Annotated in this window: 17 protein-coding genes and 1 pseudogene; 8 read left to right on the forward strand and 10 right to left on the reverse strand. The window is 45.1% G+C overall.

Going from position 1 to position 16,402, the window contains the following annotated elements; genetic code table 11:
* Positions 1-23: 23 nt before the first annotated feature.
* Positions 24-1,373 carry an alpha-amylase family protein gene (locus KHO06_RS19620; protein ID WP_045370624.1) on the forward strand — a complete coding sequence of 450 codons (1,350 nt, stop codon included), beginning with the start codon at positions 24-26 and terminating at the stop codon, positions 1,371-1,373.
* Between the two features lie 104 nt (positions 1,374-1,477).
* Here KHO06_RS19620 and KHO06_RS19625 read toward each other — a convergent pair whose 3' ends face one another.
* Entirely contained in the window at positions 1,478-2,593 is a 1,116-nt protein-coding gene (locus tag KHO06_RS19625) for a linear amide C-N hydrolase (protein WP_212583197.1), read from the reverse strand.
* Positions 2,594-2,678: 85 nt separating this feature from the next.
* On the opposite strand from KHO06_RS19625, the gene KHO06_RS19630 reads away from it, so the two are divergent.
* Entirely contained in the window at positions 2,679-3,536 is an 858-nt protein-coding gene (locus KHO06_RS19630) for a LysR family transcriptional regulator (RefSeq protein ID WP_212583198.1), read from the forward strand.
* Between the two features lie 34 nt (positions 3,537-3,570).
* Here KHO06_RS19630 and KHO06_RS19635 read toward each other — a convergent pair whose 3' ends face one another.
* From KHO06_RS19635 to KHO06_RS19645, 3 genes are all read right to left on the reverse strand, one after another.
* Positions 3,571-4,014, reverse strand: coding sequence for a GNAT family N-acetyltransferase (locus KHO06_RS19635; protein ID WP_212583199.1), 444 nt, complete (start codon positions 4,012-4,014; stop codon positions 3,571-3,573).
* 175 nt (positions 4,015-4,189) lie between these two features.
* On the reverse strand, positions 4,190-4,750 hold the full coding sequence (sigZ, locus tag KHO06_RS19640; protein ID WP_005433506.1) for an RNA polymerase sigma factor SigZ: 561 nt from the start codon (positions 4,748-4,750) through the stop codon (positions 4,190-4,192).
* Complete coding sequence (locus KHO06_RS19645) at positions 4,737-5,030, reverse strand: metalloregulator ArsR/SmtB family transcription factor (RefSeq protein ID WP_005433559.1); 294 nt, start codon at positions 5,028-5,030, stop codon at positions 4,737-4,739. Before KHO06_RS19645 ends, sigZ begins: the two co-directional genes overlap by 14 nt.
* A gap of 251 nt (positions 5,031-5,281) precedes the next feature.
* Here KHO06_RS19645 and KHO06_RS19650 point away from each other — a divergent pair, with 251 nt between their 5' ends.
* Positions 5,282-6,376 carry a permease gene (locus tag KHO06_RS19650; protein WP_077201919.1) on the forward strand — a complete coding sequence of 365 codons (1,095 nt, stop codon included), beginning with the start codon at positions 5,282-5,284 and terminating at the stop codon, positions 6,374-6,376.
* Between the two features lie 83 nt (positions 6,377-6,459).
* Here the strand turns inward: KHO06_RS19650 and KHO06_RS19655 are convergent, their stop codons facing one another.
* The gene (locus tag KHO06_RS19655) at positions 6,460-6,831 is read right to left on the reverse strand and encodes a nuclear transport factor 2 family protein (protein ID WP_005433527.1); all 372 of its coding nucleotides are present in this window, start codon (positions 6,829-6,831) and stop codon (positions 6,460-6,462) included.
* A gap of 116 nt (positions 6,832-6,947) precedes the next feature.
* Here KHO06_RS19655 and KHO06_RS19660 point away from each other — a divergent pair, with 116 nt between their 5' ends.
* Both KHO06_RS19660 and KHO06_RS19665 read left to right on the forward strand, forming a co-directional pair.
* A complete protein-coding gene (locus KHO06_RS19660) occupies positions 6,948-7,814 on the forward strand; it encodes a LysR family transcriptional regulator (protein WP_212583200.1) in 867 nt (288 codons plus the stop codon).
* A gap of 152 nt (positions 7,815-7,966) precedes the next feature.
* Positions 7,967-8,259 (forward strand): annotated as a pseudogene (locus KHO06_RS19665) (hypothetical protein).
* A gap of 58 nt (positions 8,260-8,317) precedes the next feature.
* Here KHO06_RS19665 and KHO06_RS19670 read toward each other — a convergent pair.
* Together KHO06_RS19670 and KHO06_RS19675 are read right to left on the reverse strand one after the other, a co-directional pair.
* Positions 8,318-10,276: a monovalent cation:proton antiporter-2 (CPA2) family protein gene (locus KHO06_RS19670; RefSeq protein ID WP_212583201.1), complete on the reverse strand. Its 1,959-nt coding sequence runs from the start codon at positions 10,274-10,276 to the stop codon at positions 8,318-8,320.
* The gene (locus tag KHO06_RS19675; RefSeq protein WP_038889085.1) at positions 10,273-10,890 is read right to left on the reverse strand and encodes an NAD(P)H-dependent oxidoreductase; all 618 of its coding nucleotides are present in this window, start codon (positions 10,888-10,890) and stop codon (positions 10,273-10,275) included. Before KHO06_RS19675 ends, KHO06_RS19670 begins: the two co-directional genes overlap by 4 nt.
* 674 nt (positions 10,891-11,564) lie before the next feature.
* Between KHO06_RS19675 and KHO06_RS19680 the strand changes: the two genes are divergently transcribed.
* The 3 genes from KHO06_RS19680 to KHO06_RS19690 all read left to right on the forward strand — a co-directional run bounded on the left by KHO06_RS19680 (position 11,565) and on the right by KHO06_RS19690 (position 14,223).
* Positions 11,565-12,506: a LysR family transcriptional regulator gene (locus KHO06_RS19680; protein ID WP_005433519.1), complete on the forward strand. Its 942-nt coding sequence runs from the start codon at positions 11,565-11,567 to the stop codon at positions 12,504-12,506.
* Positions 12,507-12,685: 179 nt separating this feature from the next.
* Positions 12,686-13,486 (forward strand): zona pellucida protein alpha, encoded by an 801-nt coding sequence (locus KHO06_RS19685; protein ID WP_212583202.1) that lies wholly within the window; start codon positions 12,686-12,688, stop codon positions 13,484-13,486.
* 86 nt (positions 13,487-13,572) lie between these two features.
* Positions 13,573-14,223 carry a hypothetical protein gene (locus KHO06_RS19690; protein ID WP_212583203.1) on the forward strand — a complete coding sequence of 217 codons (651 nt, stop codon included), beginning with the start codon at positions 13,573-13,575 and terminating at the stop codon, positions 14,221-14,223.
* 109 nt (positions 14,224-14,332) lie between these two features.
* Here KHO06_RS19690 and KHO06_RS19695 read toward each other — a convergent pair whose 3' ends face one another.
* From KHO06_RS19695 to KHO06_RS19705, 3 genes are all read right to left on the reverse strand, one after another.
* A complete protein-coding gene (locus KHO06_RS19695; RefSeq protein ID WP_005433505.1) occupies positions 14,333-14,764 on the reverse strand; it encodes a YccF domain-containing protein in 432 nt (143 codons plus the stop codon).
* A gap of 205 nt (positions 14,765-14,969) precedes the next feature.
* Positions 14,970-16,184, reverse strand: coding sequence for an MFS transporter (locus tag KHO06_RS19700; protein WP_212583204.1), 1,215 nt, complete (start codon positions 16,182-16,184; stop codon positions 14,970-14,972).
* A 12-nt stretch (positions 16,185-16,196) separates the two neighbouring features.
* Complete coding sequence (locus KHO06_RS19705; protein ID WP_005433538.1) at positions 16,197-16,346, reverse strand: hypothetical protein; 150 nt, start codon at positions 16,344-16,346, stop codon at positions 16,197-16,199.
* Positions 16,347-16,402 lie beyond the last annotated feature (56 nt).

Genomic DNA, 16,402 nt, shown 5'->3' on the forward strand with positions numbered 1-16,402 from the left:
GCGGACGCGACGAGGAGAGAAACATGAGTGGCTTACAGGAAACACAATCAACAGGTGCAAATGTTATCTTGCACGCTTTTGATTGGAAGTATGCTGACATTGCCCAACGCGCAGCGGAGATCAGCGAGCTAGGTTATGGCTCGGTATTGGTTTCTCCGCCCATGAAAAGCGCACAAGATGAACGCTGGTGGCAGCGTTACCAACCTCAAGATTATCGTGTTATCGACAATGCGCTCGGTAATACCACAGATTTTAAAAACATGGTGGAAGCGCTCGACCATGTAGGTGTATTGGTTTACGCCGACGTCGTATTTAACCACATGGCAAACGAAGCACATCTCCGTTCGGATTTACAGTACCCGCGCCAAGCTGTGATGGACGACTATCAGCAACATGCGGATAAGTATCAAGGTCTGGTTCTATTTGGTGACTTATCTGAGCCGCTATTTGATGAAAATGACTTTGTTGAGGCCTTTGGAATCACAGATTGGAAAGACAAATGGGAAGTCCAGAATGGACGAATCACTGGAGGTCCGACAGATCCAGGCTTGCCGACCTTGCGTGTTTGTCACCATGTTGTTGAGCAACAAAAAGCTTACTTGAAGGCGCTTAAGTTAATGGGCGTGAAGGGCTTTCGTATAGACGCAGCGAAGCACATGACATTAGAGCACCTAAAACAAGTGTGGACAGAAGAGATAACACGAGACGTGCATATCTTTGGTGAGATCATTACCGATGGCGGTGCGACAGAAGAAGAGTATGAAATCTTCTTAGAGCCGTATTTGAAAGAGACACGCCTAGGAGCCTACGATTTTCCGCTGTTTTCAACCATCTTTAAGGCTTTCTCGAAGAAAGGCAGTTTTAAGTCTTTAATTGACCCTTACTGTTTTGGTCAAGCGTTGTCTAACCGTCGAGCCATTACTTTCGCCATTACTCATGACATTCCAAATAATGATGTGTTTTTGGATTTAATCATGGATGAAGAAAACGAGTGGCTCGCGTATGCCTATATCTTAGGGCGTGACGGTGGTGTTCCGCTTGTTTACACGGATTTAGATACCAGTGGCATCAAGGGCGCTGATGGGAAGCCAAGATGGCAGAATGCGTGGAAAGACGCTCGCATGGCTAAAATGGTCGCGTTCCATAATAGGGTGCATGGCGAGCCAATGGCCGTTTTAGAAGGTAACGACGATATGTTAGTTCTTCAGCGTGGTGAGAAGGGCATTTTAGTGATGAACAAGTCATCACGACCACAGTCACTTAAGCTTAGTGTCACTAATGCGCTGGTAGATATGATGACTGGCGAAGATGTGCCGTGTGGTGAGGAGATCAAAGTCGCCGCCAAATCAGCAATGTTGCTTGTGGAGAGATAACGTTGCTCTGGGTGATAAAGTGCAAGTGTTGAAAAGCGCCGAGTACATCGGCGCTATTTTGATAGGCGCTATTGCCCAAATACCTTCAATTTCTGCCGTTTAGGCTATTTCGCTAAGTGCTGACCCATCACACCATCGGCTTTTTCTAAGCGAGATGAAGTGTCACCAAACAGATCCGGTAAGTCGGCTTTGATCGTGTAGTTATGACCGTCATTTAACTTGTTAAAGTCCACTGAGTACTGCGTGTAGCTGTCGTCATACTGGTAACGTACGTTCATTACTTTTTGGTCAAGGTTGTACACCAAACCATAGATGGTTGCGTAGCCACGCATTTCGCCATTCACTGGACGGTTTGCCGCATCCAAAGGGATTTTGTAGGTCACACTATCCAGTTTCGCAATGCCATTGGTGTAGCTGCTAGGCTCTTTAAGCTGATCCTTCATGTAGCTGTTCCAGATAAAGCGTTGAGCAGAATTAATGTTACCCGGGATCGGGAATTCACCATTCACATCACTCTTCGCTTTTGGTTGCGCTTCTTGCCAGTTTTTCAAATGTTGCGCGTACTCTGGGCTGTTAGTCATCACGTCATATTGTTTGCCGTGATGAACTTGCCAAGCGCCGTCGATGTATTCCAACACAGCAGAGTCACCACTTGCGTCTTCTAATGAGTAATGTCCCTTCATTTCGATACCATTGTGGCTGAACTGCTGTATTTGGATCGAATCCAAGTTTTTCAACGCCTCATCAACGGACGCGAAGCTATCAATCAAATAGGCGACAAAGCGCGAGTTTTCGATTTGTTGTTTGCCAGCTTGAGGTGCGCCTGGGTTTTCTTCATCCAAGAACAGGGCATTCGCCGCAAAGCCTTTCTCGTTAAAGCCATCAATAATGCCAACTCCGTAAATACTTACACCGATAGAAGCGTATTTCGATGTCCACGTAAGCGCATCGGCTTTATCGTATCCACGGTAGGTTTGGCCTGCGTGACGAACATCAATGGTTGGCTGATTGGCTTCCATCCAATCCATGGTACGAGAGACAAATACACCGTGGTCTTGAGTCTCCCAAACCAAACGTGAACATGCATTGGCTGCGGTAGAAATGCTGCTGACTGCCATCGCGACTGATGCTGCTAGAAGTACTTTTTTGCTAAAACCTTTCATTGAATTGCCCTCATAACGTTTCAATACGAGGTCATTATTACGTGTAGTATTCACCATGTAATCTCAGTTATGTTGCAAATCTTGCAACAAAAGAGTATCGGTTGAGCTAAGATAAACGGGTTTATTGTTTGAGGATCTTCCAATGCCTAGAGCCAGTTTTGACCAACTAACCGCATTTGTTGCTGTTGCTGAGCATGGCTCATTCAGCCAAGCCGCGAGAGTTGTCGGGAAAGACCGAGCGACGCTTCACCATCAAGTCAGCGATCTAGAAATTGATTGGGATGTGACCTTATTTGAACGCAAAGGAAGAACGCCAGTCTTGACGGAAGTAGGGGCGACGTTACTTACTCAAGCCAAGCACATTCTTTACCAAATGCAGTCTTTAGAGCTTTCTTGTGATAGCTACTCTCAAGGGGATATTCCGGAGATAACGATTTGTCACGACCTGTCTCTGCGCAAGCAATATAGGAACACTGCGATTCATTGGTTGCATCGAAGCCGTGATGAAGCGTTAGAGATGCTAATGTCGAAGCAAGCGGACTTTGCGGTGGTACTTAACCGAGGACAAGCGTTTCCAACCGAAGGGATGTCGTTCATTAATTTGGGCTATCCGAAGTTTACCTTTTACGCTCACAAGCATAGCCCAATAGCACAGAGAACCGTTGTGACTTTGCAAGATCTCGCGTCAAATCACCAGTATATTGCAGAGAACTTCAGTACCAGCGCGCTTGGTAACCAGCAGGTGATGTCACCGAATATTTCTCGAATCAGTAACATTGATGTCTTGATGCGATTACTGAAAAACGATGGTTTTGCCTTGCTTCCTCATCATTTAGTGCAAGCTCACGATGAAAAAGGCGAATTTGTGCCATTAAACATCGATTTTATGGCGAATGAAGGTCGTGCAGGGGACGTGTTACTTAAACGAGGTAACACGTTAAGCCCTGTGCATCAAAAGCTGGTGGCATTGGTGACCGGGTGGTTTGATAAGCAGGCTTAATACCTGAAAGCTTATCTAGCGGGGCCGTACTAGATTAATTAAGCCCCAACCTTAATGAAATATCACCATCATCAAGCACGCCATCTTCATGAAACCCGAACGCACGATATAGCTTTCCCGCTTGCTGATTGGTTGGTTTGTGCATTGTGAGTAGGGTTTTACCGCCAAGTTGCTTCACCTCTTCTACAAGTAAGCTTAGTACTTGCTTTCCATAGCCTTTGTTTTGATGATCTTTATCGATCATAAAACGAAATAGCCAGTAAATGGAGTAATCGAGTGGTTCGTCTTCATGGCAAAACGCAATTAAACCGATAACCGTCTCTTGCTCATAAATCACTTTCAACCGGTAGTCGGTCTCAAAGCGTGATTGAGCAATCGTAATCGCGTTGGAGGCAAGATTTTCTTCCTGGTCAGGATGCAGATTGAGACGAATACAGTCTAGGTAGTTTTCTTTGGTGAGCTCTCTTAGTGAGATCATAAATACGGGATTCCTTCTTCCTTAAAGCAAAAGAAGTAAAGCTTACTATTCAGTAAGATAGCAAATGAGATAACTAACGGAGGGGTAAAGCTGTGAGGGAGTTCATAGACGGGCGGCGCCAAAGAAAGCCGCCAGACTATTGGTATTTATTACGAGATGGGTGTTTGCCGTGAGGCTAGCACTTATCGCATGAAGAACCGTTTTGATTACAATCTGTCATTCGGCCTTGCTTGTCGAATGAGAAGCTACAACATTCTTCAAACAGCTTTTTCAATTCTACACGTCCTTTCTGAACACGTGATTTGAGAGTCGAATAACTGATGCCTTGTTGTTCCGCTAGCTTCTTCTGGCTCATGCCTTCAAGTTCAATAGAAGACAGGAGTTGCGATTGCTCTTCTGGTAGCGCCTGCACAAACGGCGCAATGCACTTTGACAGTTCTTGTTTAAGGCTCGCTTCTTGTTCTTCAAACCAAAGATCATCAGCGACGAGGTCATTATCACGCTGATTTCGTGCACGTTTACGGTAGAAATCGATGATGGCGTTATTGGCGATTTGGAATAGCCATGATTTCACGCTTGATACGTCGCGAATGTCCCCAAGATTCTGATATGTCTTGAGTAAGATCTCTTGTTTTAAGTCGTCTACGTCATCTTCATTACTGACTTTAGAGCGTAAGAAAGCATGAATAGCGTGTTCGTATTCGCTCCAGATCGATTCAAGGTTAGCAGTTTTCATTGATGCAACACTCGTCGCGTAGGAAGCCAATCACCGTATCTAAGCATTCATACTCAGCGACACAATACAAAGTGCGACCTTCACGGCGCTGACTGATCAAGCCGGCTGAGGCGAGGCTCGAGATGTGATGAGAAAGAGTAGAGGCAGGAATGCCGAGTTTGTCTTGTACGCCACCAACAGCGATACCTTCATAGCCCGCTTTAACCACCTCTTTATAGATACATAAACGGGTAGGGTGTCCTAGCTCTTTGAGCGCTTTTGCTACAGCTTCGAGTTCCATACTGACCTCTTGGAATGACTGACGATAAATACATTTCGATGATAGTGAAAGTGTAGATGAATAGCAAACAAGAAAATTTCAATGCCTAATTCATTGATTAGTAAGGGTTAAAATTATATTTCGATATTTATCGAAATATAATGGTTGACGCATTGGTTTTTAATTCTATAATTCGAGAAAAATAGAAATGAAGAATTCAGCTTCATTAGGACATTTACGGTTACTGATGCGACATCAGTAGGAGATAAAATATGAATCCAGAAATCATGACCATGGCTAAAGAAGCGCTTGATATGTTTGCGTTTCTTGCAACCGAACTTATCATCCTATTCCTAGCGATTAGTTACATTGTGGGTGTGTTGCAAGATTTTCTAACGCCAGAAAAAATTCAATCGATCCTGAGCTCGAAAAAGGGTAAAGGCTACTTCATTGCTGCGCTATTAGGTTCGATTACGCCTTTCTGTTCTTGTTCGACGATTCCTTTCTTGAAAGGTCTATTGCGTGCAAGAGCAGGTTTCGGACCTATGATGGTGTTCTTATTTGCAAGTCCACTGCTTAACCCAGTGATCATTGGCTTGTTTGTGGTGACCTTTGGTTGGAAAGTCGCGGTATTCTACTTTGCTATTGCGATGACAGTGTCTGTAGTTGCAGGTTATGTACTTGAAAAGCTGGGGTTTGAGCGCTACGTAAAGCCAGAAGCGTACGAAGCAGCAGGCACCTCTTCATGTGGTACATCTTGCGGTGATTCAAGCAAGAAAAAAGAGGAAGCGAAACCGGCATCTAGCTGTGGCACCAGCGCTTGTGGTGAACCTGCACCAGTTGCAGCAAAAACATCTTGTTGTGGTGACGCACCAAAAGCTGAGCCTAAAGTGGAAGTGTCTTGCTGTTCATCAGATGGTTCTGCGACAGCAACGATGGTTGAAGAGAAGAAGCCAAACCGTTGGGTTCGTATTTGGCACTCTACTTGGAAAGACTTTAAACAAGTGTTCCCTTACCTGATGATGGGTATTGCGATTGGTTCATTCATCTATGGCTTCATCCCAACTGACCTCATTGCGGAATACGCAGGTGAAGGCAAGTGGTACGCGATTCCAGTCGCTGCAATTATTGGTATTCCGTTGTACATCCGTGCAGAGGCTGTGATTCCACTAAGTGCTGCTTTAGTGCAAAAAGGCATGGCATTGGGGTCAGTAATGGCACTTATCATTGGTAGCGCAGGCGCAAGTCTTACAGAAGTGATTTTATTGAAATCAATCTTTAAGAACCAAATGATTGCAGCCTTCCTATTTGTCATCCTAAGCATGGCAATGGGTGCCGGTTACTTGTACACCTTTATCTTTGCTTAATCGAAGTAAAACTGAATAAGTAAGCTCGCTTAAAAAAATCCCCAAGTCTGACTTGGGGATTTTTTATTGCTATCGCTTAATGCTTATCGCTCGCCAAGCACTTCAAATTCATCGTAAGTAAGACGAGACTGGCCATCTTCTTGAACTTCCCACAGTTCTTTGTGTACCACGCCGAACGCTTTGTTCATCGTCCAATCTGACGTAAGAATGTAGCCATTTTCGCTGTCTTTTTCCCACTTAGTGTTGGTGTAATCGACACTGTTAAAACCTTGGTCCATGATGTGTTGCCAAAAACCTTGGATCGCTTCGCGTCCTTCAAATGTGCCAAATGGTTTCGCTACCATGATGCAATCTTCAGTGTACTGCGCTGCACAACCTGCTGCATCTTGATTGTTAAAAGCTGTTTTCCAAGCTGCGCTAGCGGTTTTACCACGTTCTAAAGCTGATTGAGTCATTCTGAATTTCCTGTGATTGGTGTTTGTTTATGTGGCAATCATAGGGTTAGAATTAAAACTGAAAAACAAACAAATAAGAAATAAGTGTTCTGTTAAATAGAACAATAAGGAAGGCGATGAATAAGCTGCGGTTAATGTCTCTGTTCGTTCATATTGTGGAGTGTGGCTCAATCTCGAAAGCAGCAGAGAAGTTGGAACTCTCCAAGTCGGTGCTCAGCTCTGCCCTTAAGCAGCTCGAGCAAGAGCTAGATACGTGTTTACTCAAGCGTACGACGAGGAGACAAACGTTGACCTCTGCGGGCGAACGCTTTTATAAACAATGTGCGCAGATGACAAAACAGGCGGAAGAGGCGTGGTTAGAAGCGGCAGAGTTAAAGCAAGTCCCAATGGGCACTCTTACCGTTACCGCGCCAAATGCGTTGATGCGTTCTATAGTATTGCCTGCTCTAACGGAGGCTTTTGCACAGTACCCTGATGTGCATTTAAATTTAGTCAGCGACGACAAGCATGTTGATATTGTTCAGCAGGATATTGATCTTGCAGTGAGAGTTGGAGCGTCTGGTGATTCGAACATTAAACAACGTAAAGTAGGGCAGTTTTGTGATGTATTATGTCGATCTAAAGAGATGCATACTGATATTGAAAGTGCTTCTTATATCGCTCAACACTGGCAGATAGAACCGATTACCCATAACTTCGCTCTGAATGGGCAAGATCACCTAGTGAAATACTCAGTAAAGCATCGTGCAAACACCGTGTTCGATGTGGCGAGCCTTCTAGAAATGGGACTAGGCTTTGGGATCCTGCCAGATTTTATGCTGGACTCGAATCCACTTCTTGAACCTGTGCCTGATGCGAAAGCATCGAAAGCGAACCCGATTTACGTGTTGCATCCTTACCATGCACATGTGCCGATGTCAGTGACATTAGCGATAAAGGAAATTGAAGATCGTATCGAAGAAGTGATTTCATGTGAAAACTGAGGGTTAGAGCTGAATGAAAAACAGAGGTGATAGAAATTAAACCTGCTGCATTTTTATTCAGGATCAATCTTCATCATTATTTCACTCCACGTTCTAACTCTCTCGTCTACACTGTTTGATGAGTTGTCAGTTGGCAGACCAAGGAGGCAGTCATGATTGCAGTCCATCGAGAGTATTGTTTATCGAATAGTCCAGATTTACACGCGCACGTTGAAGTCAATCCAGTAGGGAAATTGGAAGTCGAAATCGTCGAACTACAAGAGCGACATATCACGAGTTTGAAGACCTTTCTTTTGAAAGTCGCGGTGCTCAAACTCGAATTTGCGGTAAAGAAGACACGGTTCCATGGCAATTTAACCTTGCCAAGACAGATGCGTTAGAGCTATCTCACCTTGTTGATGAAGCGAACGAGGAATACGAGACTTTGATGAGTGATCTGATGTAGGTGTTTATTTTCCCTTTCTCGCATTAAAAAAACCTCCCAGCGTGGGAGGTTTTTGTTTTTATTGAGGCTGTTCTTTGCAAGGGTTCAGCTCTTGAACGTTTTCTTCGTTGAAGTCATCCGCATACCCTTTTGGTGGCGGTGTCCAACCACGTTCTGAGCGAGAAAGTTTGTCATGACGATCTTTCTGCATCTCTTCAGCCATTCTCTCTTCAAGGTGAATAAACAGCTGACGGAAGTTGTTATCATAACGTTCTCCCTCAGAGTCATCGGCCCATGCTTCATACAGCATGTCAGACTTACGGCATTCGACGCGTCGATACGTTGATTTCTGTTGCTCAGTGTAGAAAGGGTGTATGCCAATGGCTTTCATTGCATGCCCACCAATCTCTAATGCAGAATGGTAAGTCTCCGACTCAATGATGTCGGCTCCAGCTTGGCGCAGCAGATAACCATGACCACGGTCGAATGCACGTGCAATGATGGTCACATTCGGATAGCTATGCTTCACGTGTTTCACCAATCCAACGCTGGCCTCTTGGTTATCAATCGCCACCACAAGTGCTGAAGCGTGTTCAATACCCGCCGTGTGCAGCATATCGGGACGAGTCGCGTCGCCAAAGTAAGCTCGTGTGCCGATTTGACGCATGTTATCGATTTGGCTTGCTTGGTGGTCAAGAACAACCGTTTCCACGCCATTGGATACTAATAAGCGGTTTACGATCTGACCAAAGCGGCCTATACCAGCAATGATCACGGTGCCTTGTTCTTCAATCGTATCACTTTCGCGATCGTTCGATTCACTCTCAAAGCGAGGAAGTATGACTTTATCGAACAGGATGAATAATCCCGGTGTTAGGAACATTGAAATCGCAACAACCAGCGCCAGAGTCTGTGAAAGCTCAAATGGTATTACATGGTTTTGCACTGAGAAGCTCAGTAATACAAAGCCAAATTCACCCGCTTGTGCCAAGCTCAGTGTAAATAACCAACGGTTGCTGCCTTTAATACGAAAGATTAGGGCGATGACAAACAGAATTACCGCTTTCAGAGCCATTACCCCGAGTGTCAGACCGATGATCAAACCAAAGTCGCTGAACAGTACTGAGAAGTCGATGCCTGCACCTACGGTGATAAAGAACAGACCAAGCAATAGGCCTTTAAATGGCTCAATGTTGGATTCCAATTCGTGGCGGAATTCACTGTTCGCCAGCATAACACCTGCCAAGAAAGTGCCTAAAGCAGGGGATAGGCCAACTAAGCTCATTAAGGCCGCAATGCCGATCACCAGCATTAATGCGGTGGCGGTAAAGATTTCTCGCAATCCAGAGCTCGCAACGTAGCGGAACAGCGGACGACTTAGGAAGTGTCCACCAACCACCACTATGGCAATAGAAGCGGTGATCACAAGACCGTACGCCCAACCAGGAAGACCTGCGACTAGGCTGAGCTCTTCATGATGTTCAGCCGCCGATTGAGCTGCAGATTGCGCCTGCTCTACGAGTTCCGGCAGTGCTAATAGCGGAATAAATGCCAGCATTGGAATAACCGCGATATCTTGAAAAAGCAGTACCGAGAACGCATTTTGACCGCCTTCGGTCTTGGTTAGCCCTTTCTCGTTAAAGGTTTGCAGAACAATAGCAGTGGATGACAACGCAAAAATTAAGCCGATCGCGAGTGCGATGGTCCATGGTTGTTCAAAGTACAGTGCAATTGCCATGATCAGTGCTGCTGTACCGCCAACTTGTAGGCCGCCGAGCCCCATCAAGCGGTTTCGCATCGCCCAGAGCATCTTGGGTTCAAGCTCCAAGCCTACGAGGAACAGCATCATCACAACACCGAATTCGGCAAAGTGTTGGATTGTCGTCGTTTCTTCACCAACCAGACCAATGATTGGGCCAATAACCACGCCAGCAATCAAATAGCCCAGCACTGAACCTAAGCCCAAGCGTTTGGCTAGAGGAACGGCAACAACGGCGGCAATTAGGTAAACAAAGGCTTGTAAGAATATCCCTGTCATGACGCTTCCTTAATCAGTTGTGGGAGTGCGCTATTGAGTTTGATGAGTGAAGCTGCTGCTTTAAGATCCAATGTGTCTTTTACTAATGCATTGAGCAGCGTTTTGTAACGTTCAATATGTTGAGCGATACGATTTTCTTCAAGCGCAGTGCGGGAGCCGAACAGTGCCAGTGGCGCAATGTAATGCATTCCAGTGAGCGCCGACATTTGCTCGATTGGAGCAAGCAGTTCGCGAATAGTGAAATGGTTATACCCTTGAGCTTTATAAGCTTCTTCTTTCCCGCCAGCAGATAGCACGCAGAGCAGTGTTTTACCTTGTAGTTCTGTACCTTCAGAGCCGTAAGCAAACCCGTACTCTAAGACCAGATCTTGCCACTCTTTTAAGATGGCTGGGGTTGAATACCAGTACAGTGGAAACTGAAAAATGACGACGTCATGATCCCGTAAACGCTGCTGTTCACGGTCAATATTGATATTGAAGTGAGGGTATTCGGCGTATAGGTCGACACAAGTCACGCCGTCTATCTGTTGAGCGGCATCAAAAAGGGGGGCATTCACTTCGGAGCGATGCTGTGAAGGATGTGCATAGAGAATAAGCACTTTTTTATTAGTCATAGGAGTCCTTGTTACGCGTCGAAACCACTTTTGGTATAAGAATGAAAGACCTTTTGTTTGTTGTAACAAACTGTAACTCATAAATTTTATCCTATCTACTTTGGTGAATGAACATAGAAGAGTGAAAATCACTTTCGATACAAATAAGAGGGTGATCGCGTGATGACATCGGGATGTTTAGAAAACCAGAAAGCGGCCGTGCGTTAGCTCCCAGCATCAGTTTCCAGGTCATTTGTGTTATTCAGTAATCTCGATGGACATGACGACGATTTCGGGAATGTCGCCGGATTCTAAAGACGCAAGATTTGCCCATGATAAAGATTGATGGGTTAAGGCATGGTTACGAGATCTTCGGCTATGAAAAGGAGTGAGCTTTGCCTGTTGTTTAGCGGTATTTTGAGGTTAATGAAGATAGGAAGATTTTCTGCAAATTAAAGTATCACGGCAGCTTATGGTTGGTGAGATTGCTGCAGTTATCTACGTTTTATAGTGAGCAAAGGTAGCATCGAATGGAGGGGGAGGTCGCTTTTCAAACGCCAACTTGATCGTAGGCTGTGTAATTTTTTCGTCATTAAGACGTATCGATCGCAAACATTTGGTGCCTTGCGGTTGGAAAGTCGTCAAATCTGTTCTTATGCTGAATAATAACTTTAAGTTATCAACGACGTGAATTTATGGCCAAAGATCTCTTCTCCAACCTCGACCTCAATTTATTAAGAACGTTTATCATCCTCCACCAAGAACGAAACATGCGCCGTGCGGCAGACCGGATGTTTGTGTCTCAACCTGCGGTGAGTAAAGCATTGCAGAGATTGCGTGATCACTTTGATGATGAGCTATTTGTGAAAACCCATCATGGCTTGCGAGCTACCGAGTACGCGAACGATTTAGCGGAAAGCTTAGCGCCGTTACTTGATGAGATTTCGATAACGTTAAATGGTTCAAAAGACTTTAACCCATTAGAGATGAACGGGACGGTCAAGATTGCGTTAGCCCCTTTTATCCTTAGCTCCTATGCGAGCGAAATTTTCCAAGCAATCAGACAGGCCGCACCAAATGTGCAAATTCATTTACTGAACTGGTCGCGTTCTACCATGGATGAAATTATCAAGGATGAAGTGCTGCTGGGAGTGAACTACGAAATCAACCACTCCCCCAAAGAACTCTTGACGAAAGAAATCGTAAAAGATGCGTTCTGTGCTTATGTTCGAAAAGATCATCCTTTGCAAGGTGATCGCTTACGAGTGTCGGACTGCCAGCATCTCGAGTTTGCTACCGTGATTGCTGCTGACTGGAACTCTAATATTTCATTTTCAGAAAAAATCATGAAGATCAAAGGGGTAGAGCCTAAAATTGCGTTTCGCTCTGAGCTGCCATCTGCAATTATTGATGTGGTCGCAAACTCAGATATGGTGTTTCCAGCATCAAAAACGGTGAATGTCGATAAGTTGCATAAGCTCCGCAGGCTGGATATTGAGCTCGAAGGCATGGTGATCGAGCCATCACTGCTGGCTTATTACCACCATAAGAATCGACGTAATGATATGGTGCATTGGTTGCGCAATATTGTAACGGAGATTATTACCGGGCACCTAGATCGAGATCGCCAACAATGATAACCCTCGGTTATCAAGCTATCTACCCTTGTTTATTAATAACCCGCCGTTAAGTGCGGGTTTCTTTTTGGCGATTAGAGTCATAAAACACTGTTCAATATACTTCTCTTCATCGGGCAGGGAGTCCACTGATTCTGCAAGAGGCAGCCCTGAATTTCGACAAATTAAGAGAGTAAATCATGAAAGTTAAATTACTGAGTGCAGTTATCGCAGCATCTTTTCTGGCAGGTTGTTCATCATCAGGTTCTTCGGACTCCCCTAGTGAGCCAGCAGGTGTGGCATCGGTGCAAACCTTCGAAGGTGAACATTTCGATGGAATGGCCATTCAAGGCGACAACGGTGAATACAATACAGTCGCAATCCGTGGTGTAGAAGGTAACACGGTATTCAATGTGGGTGGTGAGTTGTACTTCACTGATGGTGAGGTTGTGAAAGACGCATCAGGTAACGTAGTCGGTAGTATTGAAGTTCGTAATAACGAATTGGTGTTTGTCAATGACAAGGGTTTTGTTCACTTGAGTGTAGAGGATGGTCGACTAGTGGTGGAAGAAGTGAAGTTAAATCCTGTACACCCGATCGAACCAGCGCCAGAAAACCCAATTGAGCCTGTGCCAGAACATCCAATTGCAGGTGTTCCGTCAAACCCAATTGAGCCTGTGCCAGAGCATCCAATTGCAGGTGTTCCATCAAATCCAATCGAGCCGGTACCAGAGCATCCGATCGACGGTGGGCCTGTACACCCAATCGAACGAACGCCAGAAAACCCAATTGAGCCAGTGCCTGAGCACCCGATTGCTGGTATCCCAACAAATCCAATTCAACCAGATGTTGAGAACCCTATAGAAGGTCCGGTAAACCTTCCTGCAAATGAATTAACCAAAGAACAGCGTGCAGAGCTGAAACAAAAAGTTCAGTCTCTGTCACAAGAGCAACGTCAGCAAATTAAAAGAGCGATTCGCGACCGCGTTGAGCGTTCGTAAACCAATCGTATTAGGGTAAGTAGCAGGGAGCCGCTTGAATAAAGTGGCTCCTTTTTTGTTTTTATTTCTTCTTATTAGGTTTTCTCATGAACAAGTCTTTGACACTGCTGTGCGCCGTTTTTGCTGTTCCGTGTTTTTCTGCTGACCATAAGATGCCAGAGTTTGGTTTGGATGTTTCTCATACGGATGACGAATGGATTGTTACTGCTAGCGGCTATTTGCAAGCGACAGAAGAATGGAATATCTCTGCGGAAGTTGACTCGACAGGCTATTTAGAACTCGGTACAGGGTATGGAATTATGCTTGGACAGTTCTACACCGAGGCTTTTGTTAGCTACGGACGTGCAGATTTATTTGATGTGTATGATGCCGGGTTATTTACCGGAACCGCTCTGGGTGACGATTGGATGGTCTACGCCAATAGCTCTCACGAGTGGCGAAAGAGTGCGCTTGGGAAATCATTCCCTGCATTAGAGAACACGAATCGTGAATGGAAAAATACCGTTGGTATCAGTTGTGCACCAGTTGATTTAATTACTCTTGGCTATGCTTACAACTACGATAAAAAGCTGACGGAGGGAGGACATCGAACCAATCACGAGGTGCGAGTCACGCTAAAACCTAAGTGGGTGGAACCTTACGTGAAATACACCTTTGGTGAACATCGAGTGTCTTCTGGTTCGACTAAGGTGAGTGAAGACAACAGCATTGAGCTAGGTGTTAATTTTAATTTTTAGGGTGTAGATATGAATATACAATCAATGATTATTGAATACGCAGTGGCGATCATGGGCTTACTATTGACAGGAATAACCCTCTAAGCGGGTTGCTCAGAGGGCTAAAGCATTAACGATTGATGTTGTAGCGAGCCATAGCGGCTTCTTCAGTCGTTACCACTGTTTTTCCAATCGGAGCAAGAGAGATAACGGCGAGCTTTAGGTGTTGAAGCGCAAACGGAATGCCAATAATGGTAACAAAGCATGCCACCGCCGAAAGCACATGACCGATTGCCAGCCAGATACCCGCAAACACAAACCAAATCACATTACCAATGACGCCAAGTGGGCTCGTGCCGATGTCCATTTCATTGGTCAATTCATCTCTTGAAACGGCTTCTTTGCCGAATGGGAAGAACGAGAAATTACCCATTACAAAACAAGCACGTCCCCATGGAATACCGATGATACTGATGAATGCCAGTAGTCCAAAGAACCACCATAGCAAACCCATAAATACGCCACCGAATACAAACCAGATGATGTTGCCGAGTGTTCTCATTTAAAACCCTTTTTGATTTATAGCGTTGTGTTAAGTATGTCACACGAATCTTAACAGAGGATGAATGGATACACTTTATCTTAAATAAGCCATCATTGATGAGAATGCGTTGATGAAAAAACGAAATTGATCGAAGAGATAGGGAGAACATTGATGGCTTCATAAAGAAAAGGCCCTTAACGTATCATATTAAGAGCCTTTAGAATTATGCTGTTGCCATAGTTAAGCGTGGTACGGGCTTGTCGTTGATAGGCAGGTGAATCAGTGCTGCGATGAACGCCAGCACAACGGTTGACCACCAGATAGGATCGTATGAACCATAGTAATCATAGATACGACCACCAACCCAAGCGCCCAAGAAGCTGCCTACTTGGTGAGTAAAGAATACTAAGCCGTACAAGGTTGAAAGGTAACGAGCACCAAATATCTGACGAACTAAGCCAGACGTTAGCGGAACGGTGCCTAGCCAACAGAAGCCAATCGCACCACCAAAGATAGCAGCCGTGTGCTCGGTAACAGGTAGAGTCACAAAAGCACCGATCACGACTGTGCGCATCAGGTACAACGCCGACATAACATGACGCTTGTTAAAGCGATCTGCCATCACACCCCAGAAGTAGGAACCAAAGATATTGAAGATACCGACATACGCCAGTGCCATTGCAGCGGTTGATGCGGGTAGATCTTTATCTGCCAAGTAACTTGGTAGGTGAGTCGCGATGAACATGACATGGAAACCACATACGAAGAAGCCCGCATGAATCAGCCAGTAACCTTTATGTGAAAAGGCTTCTTTCAATGCATCTTTGAGTGTTTGAGTATCTTCCTGTGCATTTGCTGAGGTATCGGCTTTTGGTTTGGCTGTTTTCATGAACAATGCAAACATCACCATAAAGCTACACAATACGGCGAATGCTTGTAGTGCGCCTTGCCAACCAAAATCGCTTAACAATGCCTGTGCACATGGGATCATGGCGAACATACCGAATGAGCCAGCCGCCGTTGTCAAACCAAATGCTTTTGCTGCGTGTTGTGCAGGGACAACTTTGGCAACCGCACCTAGCACGATCACATAGCTGGTCGCACTCAAACCAAAGCCGACTAAAACACCAAGCGATAGGTACATCATGGTTGGTTCAACTGCTATAGAAGTCAGGTATAGACCCAAAGCGTAAGAGATGGCACCTAAAATAATGATACGCTTTGCCCCCCAACGATCTGACGCCATGCCGACAAATGGCTGAAAGACGCCAAACAGCAAGTTTTGCAATGCAATGGCAAAGCTGAAGAACTCGCGGCCAGTGTGGAAGTAGTCTGAAATAGGCATCATGAAAATGCCGAACGATTGTCTGATCCCTAGACAAATAATCAAAATCCCTATTCCAAGCCATACAAGAACTGGAAATCGGAAAATACTCATAGTTTGCTCTTATTAATGATGGTGGTGATGAGAATGATCATGATGCTCGCTATCACCTGTTGTTTGGTGACAGCCGCTGTTAATCGCTTGCTGCGCCAATATCTCCAGTAACTTAGGAGAGTGGTGGACGATGATTAAAGATAGCCCCAACATGACGGACATTCTCAGCACCTGAGCGAAAATGGATTGAGAAAAAAGCATGCATTGTGCGCTCAAGT

The sequence above is a fragment of the Vibrio sp. B1FIG11 genome, from assembly GCF_905175335.1.
GTDB classification, from domain to species: Bacteria; Pseudomonadota; Gammaproteobacteria; order Enterobacterales; family Vibrionaceae; genus Vibrio; species Vibrio campbellii.